This window comes from Acrocarpospora macrocephala (genome assembly GCF_009687865.1).
Lineage (GTDB): Bacteria > Actinomycetota > Actinomycetes > Streptosporangiales > Streptosporangiaceae > Acrocarpospora > Acrocarpospora macrocephala.
Map to the genome: position 1 here is coordinate 15923 of NZ_BLAE01000083.1, position 19478 is coordinate 35400.

18 protein-coding genes are annotated in these 19478 nt (G+C 68.6%); 14 read left to right on the forward strand and 4 right to left on the reverse strand.

What is annotated here, in order from left to right:
• Positions 1–2 precede the first annotated feature (2 nt).
• The 7 genes from Amac_RS46470 (at position 3) to Amac_RS46500 (ending at position 7516) form a co-directional block, all read left to right on the forward strand.
• The gene (locus tag Amac_RS46470; protein ID WP_155360847.1) at positions 3–941 is read left to right on the forward strand and encodes a carbohydrate ABC transporter permease; all 939 of its coding nucleotides are present in this window, start codon (positions 3–5) and stop codon (positions 939–941) included.
• The gene (locus Amac_RS46475; RefSeq protein ID WP_155360848.1) at positions 938–1828 is read left to right on the forward strand and encodes a carbohydrate ABC transporter permease; all 891 of its coding nucleotides are present in this window, start codon (positions 938–940) and stop codon (positions 1826–1828) included. Before Amac_RS46470 ends, Amac_RS46475 begins: the two co-directional genes overlap by 4 nt.
• Before the next feature lie 33 nt (positions 1829–1861).
• Complete coding sequence (locus Amac_RS46480) at positions 1862–3355, forward strand: GH39 family glycosyl hydrolase (protein WP_155360849.1); 1494 nt, start codon at positions 1862–1864, stop codon at positions 3353–3355.
• A complete protein-coding gene (gene dgoD, locus Amac_RS46485; RefSeq protein ID WP_155360850.1) occupies positions 3352–4527 on the forward strand; it encodes a galactonate dehydratase in 1176 nt (391 codons plus the stop codon). The genes Amac_RS46480 and dgoD overlap by 4 nt, the downstream gene beginning before the upstream one ends.
• On the forward strand, positions 4524–5288 hold the full coding sequence (locus Amac_RS46490; RefSeq protein ID WP_155360851.1) for an SDR family NAD(P)-dependent oxidoreductase: 765 nt from the start codon (positions 4524–4526) through the stop codon (positions 5286–5288). The genes dgoD and Amac_RS46490 overlap by 4 nt, the downstream gene beginning before the upstream one ends.
• A gap of 47 nt (positions 5289–5335) precedes the next feature.
• Complete coding sequence (locus Amac_RS46495; protein WP_155360852.1) at positions 5336–6364, forward strand: LacI family DNA-binding transcriptional regulator; 1029 nt, start codon at positions 5336–5338, stop codon at positions 6362–6364.
• 210 nt (positions 6365–6574) lie between these two features.
• The gene (locus Amac_RS46500; protein WP_155360853.1) at positions 6575–7516 is read left to right on the forward strand and encodes an NHL repeat-containing protein; all 942 of its coding nucleotides are present in this window, start codon (positions 6575–6577) and stop codon (positions 7514–7516) included.
• Positions 7517–7560: 44 nt separating this feature from the next.
• On the opposite strand, the gene Amac_RS46505 is transcribed toward Amac_RS46500, so the two are convergent.
• On the reverse strand, positions 7561–8826 hold the full coding sequence (locus tag Amac_RS46505; protein WP_155360854.1) for a phosphoribosyltransferase family protein: 1266 nt from the start codon (positions 8824–8826) through the stop codon (positions 7561–7563).
• Between the two features lie 354 nt (positions 8827–9180).
• Here Amac_RS46505 and Amac_RS46510 point away from each other — a divergent pair, with 354 nt between their 5' ends.
• The 7 genes from Amac_RS46510 to Amac_RS46540 all read left to right on the forward strand — a co-directional run bounded on the left by Amac_RS46510 (position 9181) and on the right by Amac_RS46540 (position 16477).
• The gene (locus Amac_RS46510) at positions 9181–10725 is read left to right on the forward strand and encodes a class I adenylate-forming enzyme family protein (protein WP_218041693.1); all 1545 of its coding nucleotides are present in this window, start codon (positions 9181–9183) and stop codon (positions 10723–10725) included.
• Between the two features lie 79 nt (positions 10726–10804).
• Positions 10805–11707, forward strand: a complete 903-nt coding sequence (locus Amac_RS46515) for a mycofactocin-coupled SDR family oxidoreductase (protein WP_218041694.1) — start codon at positions 10805–10807, stop codon at positions 11705–11707.
• A 335-nt stretch (positions 11708–12042) separates the two neighbouring features.
• Positions 12043–13197, forward strand: coding sequence for an ABC transporter substrate-binding protein (locus tag Amac_RS46520; RefSeq protein WP_155360855.1), 1155 nt, complete (start codon positions 12043–12045; stop codon positions 13195–13197).
• 11 nt (positions 13198–13208) lie between these two features.
• Entirely contained in the window at positions 13209–14090 is an 882-nt protein-coding gene (locus Amac_RS46525; protein WP_155360856.1) for a branched-chain amino acid ABC transporter permease, read from the forward strand.
• Complete coding sequence (locus tag Amac_RS46530; protein ID WP_170323000.1) at positions 14087–15022, forward strand: branched-chain amino acid ABC transporter permease; 936 nt, start codon at positions 14087–14089, stop codon at positions 15020–15022. The genes Amac_RS46525 and Amac_RS46530 overlap by 4 nt, the downstream gene beginning before the upstream one ends.
• The gene (locus Amac_RS46535; RefSeq protein WP_155360858.1) at positions 15019–15780 is read left to right on the forward strand and encodes an ABC transporter ATP-binding protein; all 762 of its coding nucleotides are present in this window, start codon (positions 15019–15021) and stop codon (positions 15778–15780) included. Before Amac_RS46530 ends, Amac_RS46535 begins: the two co-directional genes overlap by 4 nt.
• Positions 15773–16477, forward strand: a complete 705-nt coding sequence (locus tag Amac_RS46540; RefSeq protein WP_155360859.1) for an ABC transporter ATP-binding protein — start codon at positions 15773–15775, stop codon at positions 16475–16477. Before Amac_RS46535 ends, Amac_RS46540 begins: the two co-directional genes overlap by 8 nt.
• Before the next feature lies 1 nt (position 16478).
• Here Amac_RS46540 and Amac_RS54165 read toward each other — a convergent pair whose 3' ends face one another.
• From Amac_RS54165 to Amac_RS46555, 3 genes are all read right to left on the reverse strand, one after another.
• The gene (locus Amac_RS54165) at positions 16479–16826 is read right to left on the reverse strand and encodes a DoxX family protein (protein ID WP_170323001.1); all 348 of its coding nucleotides are present in this window, start codon (positions 16824–16826) and stop codon (positions 16479–16481) included.
• 154 nt (positions 16827–16980) lie between these two features.
• Positions 16981–18975 (reverse strand): oxidoreductase, encoded by a 1995-nt coding sequence (locus Amac_RS46550; protein ID WP_155360861.1) that lies wholly within the window; start codon positions 18973–18975, stop codon positions 16981–16983.
• Positions 18976–19032: 57 nt separating this feature from the next.
• A complete protein-coding gene (locus Amac_RS46555; protein ID WP_155360862.1) occupies positions 19033–19452 on the reverse strand; it encodes a nuclear transport factor 2 family protein in 420 nt (139 codons plus the stop codon).
• Positions 19453–19478: the final 26 nt, after the last annotated feature.

Sequence of the window (19478 nt, forward strand, 5' to 3'; positions counted from 1 at the left end):
CCATGGCACAGACAACCAAGAACGCCTCCAGCGTGCAGCGCGCGCCGGCGATCGTCGTCGCCCTGTTCATCCTTCCGGCGTTCGCCCTGTTCGCGGCCGTCCTGCTCTACCCGATGGCGAGCGCCCTGGGCTACTCGCTGTTCGAGTGGCGGGGCGGCACGAACCTCGTACGCTTCAACTGGTTCGACAACTTCGTGGTCCTGTTCACCGAGCACCCGTTCGTCGAGCAGATGCCCCGCGCCTTCCTGCACAACATCGCGATCTTCGCGGGGACGCTCGTGCTGCAGAATTCCGCCGGGTTGTTCCTGGCGGTGCAACTGCACAGACTCGGGCCCGTACGACGGCTGTTCCAGGTGCTCTACACCACCCCCTACCTGGTGAGCCCCCTCGTCGTCGGCTACCTGTGGACGTTGCTGCTCTCGCCCACCTTCGGCCCGGTCAACGCCGCGCTCGACGCGCTCGGGCTCGACTCGCTCGCGGTGTCCTGGCTCGGTGAGCCGGCCACGGCGCTGCCGGTGCTCATCCTGGTGAGCGTGTGGCAGTGGATCGGATTCCCGGTCCTGCTGTACGGCGCGGCGCTCGGCGCGATCCCGCCCGAGTTGAACGATGCCGCGAGCGTTGACGGGGCCGGCGGCTGGCGGCGCTTCCGCCACGTCACGCTGCCGCTGCTCACCCCGGTGATCGGGACCGTGTCGATCCTGACCTTCATCGGCGCGATGGAGATGTTCACGCTCCCGTACGCCTTCGGCGGCGCGACGGGCTCACCCGCCGGGGCCACCGACGTGCTGAGCGTGCTCTTCTTCCGCGTCTCGTTCCAGTCGGGCGCGAGCAACGCGCTCGGCGTCTCCTCAGCGCTCGCGACGCTGCTCTTCCTGTTCATTCTGGGCGGCGCGCTCCTGGGCAGGCGCGTGATCCGCGCGCAGGAGGAGAAGCTCTCATGACTCTTACGCTGGACACCGTCGAACGCGCTCCGGGCGGCGCGACGGCACCGGCTCGCCGGCGGCGGGGCCGGTGGAACGCGCAGGCCGTCGTCATCACCACCGTGCTGTGGCTGTACGCCGCGGTCTGCGTGCTGCCCCTGCTCACGATGATCCTCAACTCCTTCCGCACCCATCTGCAGATCGCGACCGACCCGTGGCCCATCCCCACCGACCCGACGCTCGAGAACTACGTGAGCGCGTGGGCGGACGCGTCCTTCAGCCGATACGCGCTGAACTCGATCCTGATCACGGTCTCCTCGGTGGCGATCTCCACAGCCGTGTCGCTGCCGGCGGCGTATGCCCTCGCCCGATGGCGCTTCCGCGGCCGCGACGCCCTGGAAGGGCTGTTCATGTCCGGGTTGCTCATCCCGTTCATGCTGGCCATCCTGCCGATGTTCTACCTGATGGACTGGCTGCGGCTGATCGATTCGCCGCTGAGCCTCATCCTCATCTACTCGGCCAACGGCATCCCGTTCTCCGTCTTCGTCCTGGTCTCATTCTTCCGGCAGCTGCCCGGCGAGCTGGAGGAGGCGGCCTTCCTGGACGGCGGCAACCATTTCACGGTCTTCCTCCGGGTCATGGTGCCGCTCGTACGGCCGGCCGTCGCGACGGTGGTGGTCTTCCGGTTCGTGCCGATCTGGAATGACTTCCTGATGCCGCTGGTCATGCTCCGTTCCCGCGACAACTACACCCTCGGCGTCGGGCTCACGACCTTCTTCGGCGAGTACCAGAACGACTGGGCGTCGCTGTTCGCGGGGCTCGTCATCACGACGCTGCCCCTGCTCGTCCTGTTCATCCTCGCGACCCGGCAGATCATCCAGGGTCTCACCGCCGGGATCGGCAAGTAGCCGCTCCACCGCACAAAGGACACCGGAGATCCCATGACGACACCAATCGAGATCCAAGATGTCGCGTCGCTCGTGCGCGCGCAGCTTCCGCCGCTGGCCGGGGTCCGCCCCGCGGGCCGGGTCGAGATCTCCCGGACCACGGCGGAGATCACCTCCTCCAGGCTCGGCATCGGCTTCGAAACCCTCGATCGGAGAATGTTCACCGCGGAGCGGGTCTATCCGCACCTGTCGCGGCTCGGCGCCACATGGGCACGCGTGCAGACCGGGTGGAGCCGCAGCGAGACCGAGCCGGGCAGGTACGACTTCGCCTGGCTCGACGAGATCGTCGACAGTCTCGCGGCGGCCGGCGTCGAGACGATGTTCAGCGTCACCTTCGGCAACGAGCTGTACATGCCGGGGGTCCCGCACGAGTCCGCGGTCGGCTATGTGCCGCTCTACTACGACGGCGCGGTCCCCGCGTGGACGGCGTTCGTCCGCGCTTTGGCGGAACGTTATCGCGGCAGGGTGACGCACTGGGAGGTGTGGAACGAGCCGAACATCCCCCAGTTCTGGCAGCCGCGGGAGGTCAGCGGGCGCGACTACGCCGAACTCGTGCGGGTCACCGCGCAGGCCGTACGGGCCGAGATCCCGGACGCCACGATCATCGGGGGCGCCACGTCGCTCGTCGACCCCGCCTTTCTCGTGGCCGCGCTGCGGGGCGGGCTCGCGCGGTCGATCGACGCCTTCTCGTTCCACCCGTACCAGATGGTGCCGGAGCACAACCTGCGGAACACGCACGACCTGCTGCGCCGCATCCTCGACGAGCACTCGCCGGACCGGCGCATCGCCCTCTACCAGGGCGAGAACGGATGCCCCTCGCAGCTCGCGGGCCACCACGACGACTGGCTCGGCATGTACGCCATGGACCAGGTCGTGCAGGCCAAGTGGATCGCCCGCAGGTTCCTCGCCGACCTCAGGGTGGGCTTCGACAAGATCTTCTACTTCCACGCGGTCGATCTCATGGAGCGCCCGTACCGGCAGGCCGGCGACAAGGTCAACGCGCCGGTGATGATGGGCCTGATCCACGGGGGGAGCTACCAGCCGAAGTACTCCTTCGAGGTCGCGCGCCGGGTGTGCCATCTTTTCGACGACCGGACGCGGCGTACCGAGCTCATGTGCCTGTTCACCGAGCGGGATCCCTCGGCGCCGCAGCGGGCGACGCTCATGGCCGCGCCGTACGCCGCCACCTTCGAGCGGGACGGCGCGCCGCTGTTCGCGTACTGGCTCGCCGAGGACCCGCAGCAGCGGTCGGCGCAGGCGACGATCGACGTGGAGCTGTGGTGGGACGATCGGCTCAGCATGGACCATCCCGTGCTGTTCGACGTTCTCACCGGTGAGGTCTACGCGGTCGAGCAGCCGGCGGATCTCCTCACGACCGACTGGCGCACGCGCGGGACCAGATTCCGGCTTCCGCTGACGGATTATCCGCTCGTCCTCACCGACGCGTCGGTGGTGGCCGGGCTCGACGCCCAGTGGCGGGACCGATGAAGCTACGGTCGCTGACCACCTACATCTGCGACGCGTACCGCACGAACTGGGTCTTCGTGAAGCTCGAGACCGATGACGGGATCGAGGGCTGGGGCGAGGCGACCCTGGAGTATCGCGAGCACACGGTCGAGGCGGCGCTCCTGGCGCTGGAGCACGGGCTGGCCGGACGGGAGCTCGGCAACATCCAGGGCTGGTGGCAGGACGCCTACCGGGACGCGTACTGGCGCGGCGGCCCCGTGCTGACCAGCGCGCTCTCGGCCATCGAGATGGCGCTGTGGGACATCAAGGGCAAGGCGCTCGGGGTGCCCGTCTACGAGCTGCTCGGCGGCAAGCTGCGATCCTCCGTCGAGTGCTACGCCAACGGCTGGTTCGCCGGGGCCAGGCGCCCCGAGGAGTTCGCCGAGAAGGCGCGCGCGGCGGTCGCGTGGGGCTACCGCGCGCTCAAGTGGGACCCCTTCGGGTCGGCCTTCCGTACCCTGTCGCCCTCGGCGTTGCGCACCGCGATGGCGGCCGTCGAGGCCGTGGCCGAGGCCGTCGAGGGCGAAGCCGGCCTCATCGTCGAAGCGCACGGCCGCTTCGAACTGCCGGCGGCGGTCCAGGTCGCCGGAGCCCTCGAGCAGTTCGGCGTGCTGTGGCTGGAGGAGCCGCTCATCCCGGGGAATCTGGCGAACTACGCCGCGTTGAAGGGACGCACCTCGACGCCGATCTCGCTGGGCGAGCGGCTCTACACGCGATGGGACTTCCGGGAGGTCTTCGACCGGGGCTGCGCCGACGTCGTGCAGCCCGACGTCTCCCACGCCGGCGGCGTCTGGGAGGCGCGCACGATCGCCTCGCTGGCCGAGCTGTGGCAGGTCTCCTTCGCTCCGCACAACCCCTCGGGCCCGGTCGCGAACGCGGCGACCCTGCAGCTCGCCGCGTGCACGCCCAACTTCACCTACCTGGAGACCATGGCGACCGACGTGCCGTGGCGTGCCGAGATCTCGTCCGAAAGCTCAGTCGTGACCGGCGGTCTGGCGCAGATCCCCGAGGAGCCGGGCCTGGGCGTACGGATCGATCCGGACGCGATCGCCCGGTATCCCTACGTCCGGCACGACCTGCGGCACTACACCGGCGCCCTCACCGAGATCCGGCCCGACGCCGAGGTGACGCTGCACGTGAAGGAGAGCCGATGAGCACGGAGCGGATCGCCCTCGTCACGGGGGCGAGTCACAACCTCGGCCTGGCCATCGCCAGGCAACTCGCCCGAGACGGGGCGGTCGTGGTCGTCCACGGGATCGACGAGGCGGTCGCGGCCTCGGTCGCGGCCCGGATCGGCGCCGAGATTCCGGGCGCCGAGGTCCATTCGATCGGCTTCGACCTTTCCGACCCCGAGGCGATCGAGGCGGGCTTCGCCGCGCTCACCGCACGCGGCCTCGCGCCGGGAATCCTGGTGAACAACGCCGCGCATCTGGGTCTCGGCGATGACGACGTGCTGGCGGAGAAGCCGCGTTTCCTGCGCGAGGTGTTCGAGGTCAACGTCTTCGCCACGCACCTGTGCTCCATGCTCGCCGCCCGGCAGATGGCGCGCGCCGGACGGGGTGTGATCGTGAACATCTCCTCGCTCGCCGGGGAACGGGCCATTCACGGACGGACCGCGTACAACGCCAGCAAGGCGGCCGTGGACGGCCTCACCCGCAGCATGGCGATCGACCTGGCGCCGCTGGGCATCCGGGTGAACGCCATCGCTCCCGGCTACGTCTGGAGCAGCCGCTGGGACCTGCTCAGTGATGAGGAGGCGGCGAACCGCCGCGCCCGCATCCCGGCGGGCGAGCCGACGGCGCAGGAGGAGATCGCCCACCTGGTCGGCTTCCTCGCCGCCGATCACGCGCCCACGCTCACCGGTGCGCGAATCGTCATCGACGGCGGCATCGACGCCCAGCAATCTCCGCCCTAGGCTAGCCTTGAAGTGATCAGTCTGCCGGTCCGCGGAGGAGACTGCAGGTGAAAGGAGTTCAGCCCGATCGGGTGCGCCTCGTCGACGTCGCCAACGTCGCGGAGGTGACCAAGAGCATCGTCTCGCGGGTGCTGAACGCCGACCCGACTGTCGCGGTGCGGCCCGAGACGCGCCAGCGCATCCTCCAGGTGGCACACGACCTCGGCTACCAGCCGCACGCCGGGGCCAGGGCACTGGCGAAGTCGCGGACCATGGCGCTGGCCCTGATCGCGCCCTCCATCGACAACCCTCCGTACATCACGATCGCGCGCGGCGCCTACCGCCGCGCCGCCGAGCACGGCTACCTGGCGCTGCTCGCCGAGGACTTCGACGAGCAGCCGGCCGGGCGCCTGCTCATCGACGGTGGCCGGGTCGACGGGCTGCTCATGGGCTCCTCCGTGCCCGACCATCCGCTGGTGGCGCACCTGCGGGAATCGTCTTTCCCGCACGTGTTCGTCAACCGCGCGGTGGCCGGCTCCGGGCGCAACGTCACCATGAACGTCGCCAGGGCCAGCGAGCTCGCCGTCGAGCACCTCACCGGCCTCGGGCACCGGCGCATCGCCCACCTGGCCGGGCCCGCGGAGGTGGAGAGCGGCGCGGACCGGCTCGCCGCGTTCGAGAGCGCGATCGACGCGCGGGGTCTCCCGCTGCTCCCCCCGCTGTTCGGCGACTTCACCGAGGCGACGGGCTTCGCCTCCGCCAGGACCTTGCTCGACGCGGAACCGACCGCGATCTTCACCAGCTCTCCCGGTCAGGCCATCGGCGTCATCCGATTCCTGACCAACGCGGGGCTCCGCGTCCCCGAGGAGATCTCGGTGATCGCCTATGGCGACTTCCCGGCGGCCGGCTTCACCGTGCCCGCCGTCACCACGATCGGCCTGCCCCTCCTGGAACTGGGCGCCGCCGCCGTCGACGAGCTCGTCGCCCAGCTCGACGGAGCGCCCCCGCGCGACCTGGTGATCCCCCAGGAGCCACGCCTGTTCGTCCGGGAGTCAACCGGCTCGGCCCTCGCGTCACCACCCACGCCGCCGCGATAACGCCCGTGCCGTGGGCTCTCTTGCGGCTTGAGGGGAGTGCGTGGCGGTCTATCTCCTCGCGCATATGTCACGCCTTCCCTCCGAGAGCACTGACTCTGGCGCGCGACGATCTTTCGCGAGTGTTTACGTGTCGCTCGATAGGTTAGATCCGTTGCCCAAGCGGACATTTGGGGCACTCGTCCGTCTCCCTGACAGATGGGATGTTCGTTGATGAAGTTAGCAGTAGTCCTAGCGGGGTTCCTGGCCGCTCTCGTGGCGGCCCCGGTCGCGGCCGCCGAAACCGGGTCTGGTCCTGTCCAAGCGGTCTCCGCGAGCAAGACAGTCTTCCCCACTGAGTTCTCCCTCCCGGATGGTTTCCAGCCGGAAGGGATCGCCATCGGCTTGGACGCGACCGCGTACTTCGGATCGCGGGCGACCGGTGCGATCTACCGCGCGGATCTGCGTACCGGACAGGGACAGATCATCAATCCCGGGCCGGGCACACCGTCACTCGGCCTCAAGATCGACGGGCGGGGCCGGCTCTTCGTCTCCGGCGGCACCGGCGGCGATGCCCGGGTGATCGACACGCGGACCGGCGAGGTGCTCGCGAGCTACCAACTCGCATCCGGCGTCGCGTTCATCAACGACGTCGTGCTCACCCGCCACGCGGCGTACTTCACCGACTCGACCAACCCGGTGCTGTACAAGCTGCCGTTCGGGCGCCATGGAGAGCTGCCGGCGGAGGCGGTGCAGATCCCGCTGAGCGGAGACCTCGTCTACGCGACCGGCATCAACAGCAACGGCATCGCCCCCGCCCCTGACGGCAAGGCGCTGCTCGTGATCCAGTCGAACACCGGCAAGCTTTTCCGCGTCAACCCCCAGACCGGCGTCTCCACCCTGGTGGACACCGAGTCCCTGGCCAACGGTGACGGGCTGCTTCTGGAGGACCGCACGCTCTACGTCGTGCAGAACCGCCTGAACACGGTGACCGTCCTCCACCTGGACCGCCACGCGAAGTCCGGCAAGGTGGTACGCAACCTGGTGGACGCCCGCTTCGACGTGCCCACCACCGTCGCCGCCTTCCGTGACCGCCTCTACCTGCCCAACGCCCGCTTCACCACAACCCCGACGCCGACGACTCCGTACACCGTGGTGGCCATCAAACGCCGTTGATCGCTCAGAACGCCCATCCGGGATGGATGGGCGTTCTGGCGTGTTTAGGTCAAGTGGCGGGTGAACCAGTCCCGCGCGAGAGCCGCGACGGTCTCCAGGGCTCCAGGCTCTTCGAACAAGTGGGTGGCGCCGGGGACGATCTGGAGCAGATTCTCGCAGCGCAACCGTTCCTGCGCCGCCTTGTTGAGATCGAGCACCACCTGGTCGCGGCCGCCCACCACCAGGAGGGTCGCCGCCCGTACGGCGGAGAGCCGCGGGCCGGCCAGATCGGGGCGCCCGCCCCGGGAGACGATGGCGGCGACCCCGCTGCCCGGCTCGGCCGCCGCCCACAGCGCGGCCGCGGCTCCGGTGCTCGCCCCGAAATAGCCGATCGGAAGACCTGCCGACCCAGGTTGATCACCCAGCCAGGCGGTGACCTGGATCAGCCTGCGAGCCAGCGACTCGATGTCGAACACGTTGGCTCGGTCGGTTTCTTCCTCCGGGGTGAGCAGGTCGAACAGCAGCGTCGCCAGACCCGCGCCGTTGAGCACCGATGCCACGTACCGGTTGCGCGGGCTGTGCCGGCTGCTGCCGCTGCCGTGCACGAACGCCACCACTCCCTCGGCGTTCGCCGGGACGACGAACCGGCCAGGCAGCCGGACCTGCCCGGCGTCCACCTGAACCTCCTCGGCGGAGCCGGACGGATCGGATTCCGTGGTGCCTTCCTCGCGCGCCCGCCGCAGCAACTCGACTACCTGCTCGTCGGCGAGCTGGGGAAAATGGGAGTAGCAGGCGCTGATCGCGTAGAACTGGCCGGGCGTCTCAAGGCATACCACCTCATCGGCGACCTCCCGCATCGCCTCGATCGTGTCCGGCGGTCCCACCGGAACCGCCAGCACCACTCGTGCGGCACCGCGCGCACGGGCGACCTGGCAGGCGGCGCGAGCCGTCCCGCCCGTGGCGATGCCGTCATCCACCACGATCGCCATACGGCCAGCCGGATCCACCGGCGCGCGGTCGCCACGGAAACGGCGCACGCGACGCAGCAGCTCGGCCCGCTCCTCCTCTTCCACCATGGTCATATTCGCCGGCGTGAGATGCGCGCGCCGGGCGATGCCGTGGTTGACCACCCGCGCTCCGCCCTCCCCGATGGCGCCGAACCCGAGTTCGGGATGGAAGGGCACCCCGAGCTTGCGAACCACGATCACATCCATCGGAGCGCCGAGAGCGCGCGCGACCTCGAATGCCACCGGCACACCACCCCTGGGCAGCCCCAAAACGACCGGGCTCTCGGCGCCGACCAGCCCACGCAGCCGCTCGGCCAGCCGCATGCCCGCATCATGACGATCAACGAACACTCCGCCTTGCCTCCTAACCCCGTTCCTCCCGGGAGGGGCGGACGATGGCGACGGGCTTTGGTTCTCCCTCCATGGAACCCTGCCGGCACGACCGTGCGCTGCGGACGAACGTCACTTCCACCAGGGACCAAAGCCCGCGACGTAGGTAAAACCATTGCGGCTGCCGGCCGGGAAACCGCTCACACGTCCTCGGCGGTACCGACACGTTGAGCTTAGAACGGCCTCCAGAAATTATCAACGGCCTTGTTGACACATGGCCGCTGGCGCGTTTCGATGCCGTTCAGACATTCACCCCCTCCCGGGTGGTGGCGCCACAACAGCAAGGAGGTGAGCGTCGTGCTGGACGTCAGGACCGCCATGCGTCGCTCCGCAGAGTTCCACTGGGACCGCCCCGCCATCGCCAGCGACGGCCGTCAGTTGACGTTCGGTGAGGTCTGGCGGCGCGGGACGCGGCTGGCCGGCGCGCTCCTCGCGGTCGGCCTCGAACCCGGCGACCGCGTGGCGGTCCTCGAGGACAACTGCGTCGAGGCGGCCGACTTCTACATCGGCTCCGCCGTCGCGAACCTCATCCGCGTGCCGCTCTACCGGCGCAACTCGTCGGCCGCGCACCGATACATGCTCTCGGGCACCGGGTGCAAGGCCGCCGTCGTGGCCGAGGAGTACGCCCACGAGATCAAGGACATCGCGGCCGATCTCGGCATCACGCTGATCGTCCGCGACTCAGGCTACGAGGACTGGCTCGCGTCGTTCCCCGACACCGATCCCGACCCGCGCGTCGAACTCGACGACCCCTTCATCATCCGCCACTCGGCGGGGACCACCGGCAGGGCCAAGGGCATCGCCTACACCCACCGGGCCTGGATGAACACCACCCGCGACTGGTTCTTCATGCTGCCCCCGGTCGAACCGGGGGACAGGTGCCTGCACGTGGGCCCGATCAGCCACGGATCGGGGTACCTGTTCCTGCCCGTGTGGCTGGCGGGCGGGTGCAACGTGCTGGACCGCAGATTCCAGGCCGACGGCTTCGTCGAGCGCGTCGCGCGGGACGAGATCGGGTGGTTCTTCGCGGTCCCCACCATGATCGCCGACATCGTGGCCGCGGTCGACGGCAGAAAGCAGGACCTGCCGTCCCTCAAGGCCGTGATGATCTCCGGTGCGCCGATCAGCGTCCGCACCGCGCGGGCCGGGCACGAGGTGTTCGGGGACAGGCTGTTCCAGATGTACGGCCAGACCGAGGCCGTACCGGTCTCCTTCATGGGATCCAAAGAGTGGTTCACTGAGGTCCCCGGGTCCGAGCCGATCGTCTCGGCGGGCCGCGTGATGCCGTTCGCCGAGCTGGAGATCCGGGACCCGGACAACAACTCCCTGCCCATCGGCGAGGAGGGCGAGATCGCCATCCGCTGTGACGGACAGATGACCGGGATCTGGGGCGACCCCGAGCTGAGCGACCGCCGGCTGCGGGACGGCTGGGTGCTCACCGGCGACGTCGGCCGGCTCGACCGGAACGGCTACCTCTACGTCGTCGACCGCGTCGACGACATGATCGTCTCCGGCGGCTTCAACATCTGGCCCGCCGAGCTGGAGCAGGCGATCCAGACGCTCCCGGACGTGCGGGAGGTCGTCGTCTTCGGCGTGCCGCACGACAAGTGGGGCGAGGCACCGATGGCCGTGGTCGTGAAGCCCGCGGACGCGGACCTGGACGAGGACACGGTCATCGAGACCTGCGCGCGCCTGCTGGGCTCCTACAAGAAGCCCCATACGGTCGTGTTCCGGGACAGTCCGCTGCCGCGTAGCCCGGTCGGCAAGATCCAGCGCAAGGTGTTGCGGGAACCGTACTGGGCCGGGGAACAGCGCCGCGTGCGCGGCGCCTGAGGCCCGCGAGCTCCTCGATGGCGACTGTCAACATACATGTTGACATTGGCAGACCAAGAGGCCTATCAATAGGCCTCACATGCGCCAGGAGACGATGAAGGAGTTCGGCGATGATCATGATGTACGAGACGAGGGGCGGCCGGTGACCCGCCATCTGGGCAAAGCCGTCCTTGTCACCGGGGCCGCGAGGGGGATCGGCCGTGCCGTGGCCGAGACCTTCGCCGCGGAGGGCGCCGACGTCGTCGCGTGCGACGTCGGCGCCCCCGTCCAGGGAGCCCAGTCCACGACCGCCTGGCGGGACGACCTCGACGGGACCGCCAGTTCCGTACGCGCCCTGGGCCGGCGCTGCCTCGCCGTCCCCGTCGACGTGCGGAGCCAGGCGTCGCTGGACGAGGCGGTCGCCCGCGGTCTCGAGGAGTTCGGGCGCCTGGACGTCGTGGTCGCCAACGCCGGGATCATGCAGTCGGCGCAGTTCTGGGAGATCGCCGAGGAGACGTGGCAGGCGGTCCTCGATGTCAACCTCGGCGGGGTCTGGCGGACCGCCAAGGCGGTCGCGCCGCACATGATCGAGCGCCGCTCGGGAGTGATCCTCGCCACCGCGTCGGTCCAGGCCCGCAGCGCGCGCAAAGGGCTGGCGGCCTACACGGCGTCGAAGCACGGGCTGCTGGGCCTGATGAAGAGCCTCGCGCTGGAGCTCGGCGATCACGACGTCCGGGTCAACACCGTCCTGCCCGGCGCCGTGCACACACCGATGATCGACAACGATGAGACGGGCCGGCTCGGCGGGGACTCGCCTCGAACCGCGTTCTTCCGGAAGATGGCGGCGCTGCGCAACCGCTCCGCTCTCCCGCCGTCCGCCGTCGCGGCGGCGATGTCGTGGCTGGCCTCGGACGAGGCCGGGCACGTCACGGGCGCGGAACTGCAGGTCGACGCGGGATCGCTGATCCTCCCGGGGCTGAACCACGCACCCGTGATCGACTGAACCGTCACGGGCGGGCCGGTCGCCCTCACCTCTCGTCGAGCTCGAGTCGCGACCGACGCTCGTCCGTGCGCGCACACGTCAACGGAGTTGTTGATAATTCAGGGCGGCATGGAATCATAGTCGGCCGCGCAGAGCCGCTGCGTCGTCCGATTGTCAAGTATTGGCCTCTACCTGCTAGTACAGACACCGAACACCCTCACCCCAAGTTCAGAGATGCGTTATCAGGACGCGAATCTGTAAACAGAGGCGTTGACAACCCTGCGGCCGGTAATTATCGTTCCGGGTCACATGTCCGGATCACATTGGTTTCCGGCCTTGAGACATCGGAGAGCGACATGGTCGTCTTGCGGCTTCGCCATGCCCGGATAGTGGCCGCCACCGCGGTGATGCTCGCGATGGCAGCGTGCGGCGGTGACGGCGGGACATCGTCGAACACCCCCGGCGCGCCCTCGGCGAGCACCCTGAAGCTGGGCGTCTGCGTGCCCAACGGTCCTGGCCTCGCGGGTGTCGGGGAAGGTATAGAGAAGGGCGCCGACCTGGGCGCCCAGAAGGTCTCCGCCGACGGCGGGCCGGCCGTCGAGATCGTTCCGATCGACACCGGTCAGCTGAATACCGACCTCGCCATGGAGAACGCGCAGAAGGCGGTCGAGCAGAACGGCGTGCAGGTCGTCCTGTGCTCCGGCTCCAACGTCGTCTCGGCGATCGTTCCCTATCTCGAACGCCGGGGAGTGGCCAGCCTGCTGATCTCCAGCAGCGCCACGCCGTACACCAACGGCGCCAAGCTCGCCCAGCAGATGCAGGCGCTGCCCGCGACCGAGGCGTCGGCGATGTGGGACTTCCTCGCCTCCGGAGGGCCCGCCGCCCGCCGCGTCGGGGTGCTGTACGTCGACTACGAGTTCGGCCAGTCGATGGCCACGGCGGCGCAGGACGCGGCACGGAAAGCCGGCCAGGAGGTCGTCGCGGTCGAGTCCTACCCGCAGGGCAGCACTGACGTGCGGTCTCAGCTGGCGAAGGTCCTCGCCGCGAACCCGGACGCCATCTTCCTGGCCTCCACCTCCGGAGACGATGCCGGTCTCGCCGTGCGCCAGGGGCGCGAGCTCGGCTACTCCGGTGTCTTCCTGAGCAACTCCGGCGCGAAGACAGCGGCCCTGTCGTCCCTCCCGACCGCGCGGGACGGCGTCTACGTGTCGGGCAACGATGTGCCCGCGGCCACGCCCGGGCCGCTGTCAGACCTCGTGGCGAGGACGACCATCCACGCCCTGCTGACCTATGACTCCGTCGTCGAGGCGGGCACCGCCGCGAGGGCGGTCGGCGGGTCGATCACTGGCCGGGCTCTGATCGACGAGATCCGCCGCGCCGGCGGCAGCGCGCCGACCGCCGGAAAGTACACCTTCCGGCCCGACGGCAGCACGGACATGGCATTCGGAGTGTTCCGCGTGTCTGCGAGCGGCTTCGAGCAGGTGCACACCTACACGCCGTTGGCCGGCTGAGAGAGACTGTCATGACCGCTGTGCTGTCTCACGGGCTCTCGTCCGGTGCTCTCGCCGCGCTGTTCACGGTCGGGATCGCGCTGGCCTGGCGGGTCGTCGGCCTCATCGACTTCCATCTGCCGGCCGTCTTCGTCGTGGCCGGCTATGGGTCGGTGTCGTTCCAGGACCTCGGGCTGCCGCTGCTGCCCTCAGCCGTGCTGGGGGTCGGCGTGGCCGCGGGTTACGCCGCGCTGCTGTTCCTGCTGGTGCACCGGCCGCTGTTGCGCCGCGGAGCGAATCCGGACGTCGTACTCATCGCGACGCTCGGACTGCTCGCGATGGCACAGGCGACGCTGGGATGGGTCTACGGGCCCGTCCGCCGCTATCCCTTCTCCGGGGTGCAGGCCACGGTGGAGATCGTCGGCTTCCGTTTCAGCGCGGCCGATCTGGCCGCCATCGGACTGGCGATTCTCCTGATCCCGGCGCTGCTCACGTTCTTGCGGCGGACCTCGCTCGGCCTCTCCCTCGAGGCGCTCTCCGAGAACCGGCAACTCGCTCTGGTGACCGGAGTGAACGAACCCGCGGCACAAGTACTGACCTACGCCCTGGTGGCGGTCTTCGCGGGCGCGGCCGGAGTCGTGTCCGGTGTCGTCGCGGGCGTCGATCCGGCTATCGGCGTCGGGCCGTTCCTCGTGGCCTTCGGCGCGGTGCTGGTCGGTGGCCACCAGTCGCTGGTGCGCCCGGTCGTGGCCGCCGTGCTGCTCCAGATCGTCGTCGCGTTGATCAGCTGGCAACTGCCCGCCCAATGGGATCGGACGGTGCTGTTCACCGCGATCGTCGCCACGTTCCTCACCCGTCGCATCGTGGTGCGCCAGGTCCAGCGCCGGCGGGTCACGCAACTGGCGGCGTCATGACCTACCTGCTGGCGGTCCTGCTCACGATCTGCATCTGGACGGTCGTCGCGCAGGGACTGGTGCTCGTCTTCGGGCACGGCGGCGTGTTCTCGGTGGCCCAGATCGCGTGCATGGGCGTCGGCGGATACACCGCGGCGCTGATCGCGTCCGGCTACGAGAGCCCAGGGCTCGGGTTCCTCCTGGCGCCGGTCGTCGCCGCGGCGGTCGGGGCGGTGATCGGGCTCGCCGCTGTCGCGGGCGCGGGCGAGAGCGCCCTGCTCGTCACCTTCGCGGCGCAGTTCGTGTTCGAGGATGTGGTGACCAACCTCCGGGGGCTCACGGGAGGCGCCAACGGCATCTCCGCGATACCCCCGCTCACCGTCAGCGGCGTGGCGCTGCTCGACCCGCCCGAACTGCTCGCTCTGACGGTTCCGGTCCTGGCTGTGGTCGCGCTCGGGCTGTGGGCACTGACGTCGAGCCCGTGGGGACGCCGGCTCCGGGCCCTGCGGGACAACCGCCATGCCGCGCCGGCCTACGGCGTCCCGCGGACGGCGCCGCTCGTCCAGGCGTTCGCCGTCTCGGCCGGCGTCGCGGGGATCGGCGGCGCGCTCTATGTCGCCACCGCCGGATTCGTGTCGCCCCACTCCTTCGGCCTCGACCAGCTGGTGATGGTGCTCACCATCGTCGTGCTCGGTGGCCAGACGCGGCTCGCCGGTGCCGCCGTCGGCGCGGCCATCGTCGTCCTCCTGCAGCGGCTCCCCGCGTACGTGTCGTTCGGCGGGTCCGTGGACCAGCATCTGCCCCAGTTCCTCTTCGGTCTGCTCCTGGTGCTCGCGATGCTCCTGCTGCCCAACGGCCTGCTCCGGGAGAGACCGTCGGTACGGATCGAGCCCCGCGGTGACCGGACCTCGCAGTTCACGACCTGGTTGAGCACCTTGAGGAGAACACCATGACCACTGGGGGCACGCTCGACGTGCTGGACGTCTCGAAGAGCTTCGGCGGGGTCCAGGCGCTCGACGGCTGCACGTTCTCGATGCGAGGCGGTGGCGTGACGGGGCTGATCGGCCCGAACGGCGCCGGGAAGAGCACCGTCGTCAATGTCGTGACCGGGTTCGTCCAGGCGGACCGCGGCACGGTGCGGCTGGGCGGGCACGGCCTCCATTCCCTCTCTCCGCTGGAGATCGCCCGGATCGGAGTCGGGCGAACCTTCCAGGACCTGCGGCTCTTCGACGGGATGACCGTCCTGGAGAACCTGCTCGTTGCCCGGGAGGCGAGCGCCCCCGTCGCGCGACGCGGCAGACGGCGATCGGCGCGGGGGCCGGGTCTCGACGCCGCCACGGCGGTGCTCGATCGGCTCGGCCTCAGCGACGGCGCCGATCGGTGGGTCCGAGAGCTCTCGTACGCGGAGCGCAAGCTCGTCTCGCTGGGGCGGGTCCTGATGACCGAACCGCGCGTCGTGTTCCTCGATGAGCCGAGCTCAGGAGTCGACCTTAACGCCCTTGATCACTTCGGCAACGAGATCCGGACCCTGCGCGAGCGGGGCGCGATGGTCGGGGTGATCGAACACAATGTGGAGGTAATCCGGATGTGGTGTGACGACGTCGTATTCATGACACGCGGCCAGGTGCTCCGGCAGGGCAGCCCCGGCGAGGTCTTCGCGGACCCCACGGTGCTGTCGGAGTACGTCGGCGGAGGTGCGGCGCATGCCTGACGCGCTCGTCGTGAGGGGGGTGACCGCTGGATACGGCTCCTCCCGCGTCCTCCGCGATGTCGATCTCACCGTCCGGAGTGGTGCGATCACCTGTCTGCTCGGCGCGAACGGCGCCGGCAAGACGACGCTCGTGCGGGTGGTGTCCGGTTTGATCACCCCGGTCGCCGGAGGTGTCACCGTCGACGGGGCAGCGCTGCTCGGCACGCCGCCGTGGCATCGGGTCCGGGCCGGGCTCGGCACCTCACTGCAGGAGAACATCGTCTTCCCGGGTGTCTCCGTCCGGCAGAACCTCCTGCTCGCGGGCCGCGGCCTGCGGCGCAGGGCAAGGAATGAGCGGGCCGCGGAGCTGCTCGACCTGTTCCCGGCGCTGGCCGGCCGGGTCGACGTGCGAGCGGGCGCGCTCAGCGGCGGCGAGCAACGGATGCTCAGCGTGGCGATGGCGCTGACGCCCCGCCCCACCGTCCTGATGCTCGACGAGCCGTCGATCGGGTTGTCACCCGTCATGGTGGAAACCATCTTCGATCGCCTCCGGCACGTCCGCGACGCGACGGGCACCTCGATCCTGCTGGCGGAGCAGAACGCCATGGCCGCCCTCGCGATCAGCGAGGAGGCCTACGTCCTGCGGTCCGGATCCGTCGTGGCCCACCGCCCGGCCGCGGAGCTACGAACGAGCGAGCAGGTCATGGCGCTGCTGTGAATCACGCGGTGAGCGTGCTGAGCGTCAGCGCCGCGATGCTCAGCACGAGCATTCCGCCGGACGAGGTGAGGCTCCAGTCGCCGACCCGCAGGTGGGACGCGACAGCGCCGACGAAGTAGAGCACCACGCCGATCGCGGCGGCGATCCCGAGGGCGGGCACAGCGAAGCCGACCACCAGTCCCCCCGCCCCCACCAGCTCGATCACTGCGAGGTACGGCACCAGGTTCTCCGGTACCCCGACCGTGCGCATTACTTGCATCTGCAGGTTCAGCCGGAGCAGCTTGCCTCCGGCGGAGGCGATGAGCGCGAGGATCAGCACGGCCGACACGATGACGCTGGCGATGGCCACGTGTACTCCATTCTCATTCGGAAACTGATGGGACCTGTTCAGCGGAACGTCGAGTTCAGCGGTTTCCCGACGAGCACACGGCCGTAGTGCTCGTCGGTCGAATTGGGCCTCGTGTCCGCTGGGCGTACAGGAATGGCTTACTACGAAGCACCGATCACGAGATGCTTCTCCCAGCGAGGTGTCCCTCGCGGATCGCAGTCTGCAGATCTCGCGGCGAAAGGGCATCGCCCACCCGGCGCACGTCCTTGTCGGCTGCGCGAAGTTCCACCGAAAGGCCATCGCACGCTGTCCGGTGCGTGAGGAGCACGACGGTATCCGCGGCCACTTCCGTTTCACCGTGGTCTACCGAGTGCACGACGCAGGATCCTGGTGAGATACGTGTCAGCAGAGCATTCGGCCGGACGTCGAAACGTCTCCCGGATTCAGCGAAACGCTTCCGCGCCGGAACAGTTCGCAACGTTCGATCGGCTACCGGAGCGAAGGACGGGAATCGCGTGACGACCGTGACGTCAAGTCCCCGGGCCAGGAGATACTCGACAATCGCCACCGACTCGTAGTGGCCGACGTCGTCATACACGACCGCCGTGCGTCCGAGTTCGCGCTTGTCATCACTAAGAAGTTCCATCGAAGAGAGCACATGCGATTCTTCGACGCCCGCTACACGTTCGCCCGGAGCCGAGATAAGGACGCCCGACTTATCGGGAACGCTCCCAGTAGCGACGATCACGAAATCGGCATCCTGCCGCAGTACTCCCGCCGCGTCGATGGGGCTCGACTTCCGCACATCCACACCCAGCCGGCCCAGTTCGGCCTCCTGCCAGGTAACCACGTCGAAGATTCCACCGAGATTCGGCGCACGCCGAGCGAGATTCAGCGCGCCCCCGACACGAGGGGCGGCTTCGTAAAGAACAACTTCATGGCCCCGTATTGCCGCGGTTCGTGCGGCTTCCAGGCCGGCGGGCCCGCCACCGATGACGACAACCTTCCGAGGATTCGCCGTACGGCCGATCTGCGCTTCGGACAGCACATCGTCGAATCCGGCGACCGGATTCACCACGCACCCGGTTCGCGTGTCCGTGCCTGAGATGACCCCGAGGCAGCCCTGATTACATCCGATACACGGCCTGATTTCTCCGTGACGGCCGGTTCTCGTCTTCTCCACGATATCGGGAGCGGCAAGATGCGCCCGCACCATGCTGACGATGTCCGCGGCACCCGACCGCAGGACCTCCTCGACTTCGTCCAGGGCCCGGAACCGGCCTGTGACCAGGCGTGGAACCCTGGTGACCGAGGCGGTGATCTGCCCGCTTGAGGGCAACTGGTAGCCCGCCTTCGTCTCCATTCCGCCGATCGCGATATGCGGGCCGAAGAAGTCGCCCTGCGAAACGTTCAGATAGTCGATCAGGCCGTGATCGACGAGGCTGTTCGCCACCTCGCTCAGTTCGAGCTCGTGGACTGCTCCCTTTCCCGCACCGGCGCCCACCCGGACGCCAACTGCCATATCGGGACCGACCGCGTCGCGAACGGCTCGCAGCACCTCGACCAGAAAGCGTGCCCTGTTCTCGAGGGAGCCGCCGTACTCATCGTCCCGAGTGTTGGTCATCGGCGACAGGAACTGCTGAATCAGATAGCTGTGAGCGGCGGCTATCTCGACGCCGTCCAGACCTCCGGCGGCGACGCGCCGGGCCGCGCCGGCATATGCCGAGACCAACTCGGCGATGTCGTCCCGGTCGAGGGGAACGGGAGGCACACCCAAGATCGGGCTCGTAATGGCAGAAACGCCCCTTGGCGGACGTCCGTCACCGGGCCCGAAATGATGGCCGCCATGCCATAGTTGTTGAAATACCCGGGTGCCATGAGGCCGAACTGCCGCCATGAGGCGCTGGTAGCCTTCGATGATCCTGTCGTCGTAGGCCGCCAGGCAGGCGGGATTGTTGCTCACCGTGCTCGACGGATGTACCGTCGCCGCCTCGAGAATGATCAGGCCAACACCGCCCTTCGCCCTTTCCGTGTGATAGGCGACGAGAGCGTCTGTTATTATGGGCCCGTTGGCAAATCGCGTCTCGTGCGCTGCCATTGCGACGCGATTTGGAATGATCGTCTTGCGGATCGTGATCGGCTCGAACGTGCGCTCTAGTTCCATGGACATTCGACTCTCCAGGTGATCGTTTTCATGCGACAGGGCCGCTGCGGGCGGCAATGGCTGTCACGAATCGTTCGAAAAAGCACCTGATAGCTTCCGCACCGGCGAAGGATCCATGAAGATCCGATACTCTGCCAGGTATTCCCCCGAGAAGCGCATCAGCGTCATCGCCGGTAGCCTGACTTGACCACCCGACTGCCCCGTATATGTAACCTCGACGAGGGTGACGATGGAATCATCTTGTTCCCATGTCTCGAGGAGCTCGTGCGAGACTCCAGAAATGCCCCGCAGATACTCCCCCATCCATCGTTCGATGGCGGCTCTACCTGTCACAGGCGAGTCGTTGGCCATCTGAAATACGGTTTCGCCGTCGAAGAAGCCCAGGAGGTGGGCTGGGTCCGCGTCACCCGCGTGCAGTAATTCCGCGGCGCGGGCAACCGCCGGTCTGGCCGGACTCGACATTTGAATTTCCCTTTCCGTCATTCGCGATTGGCTCGTCTGCGTCTTGT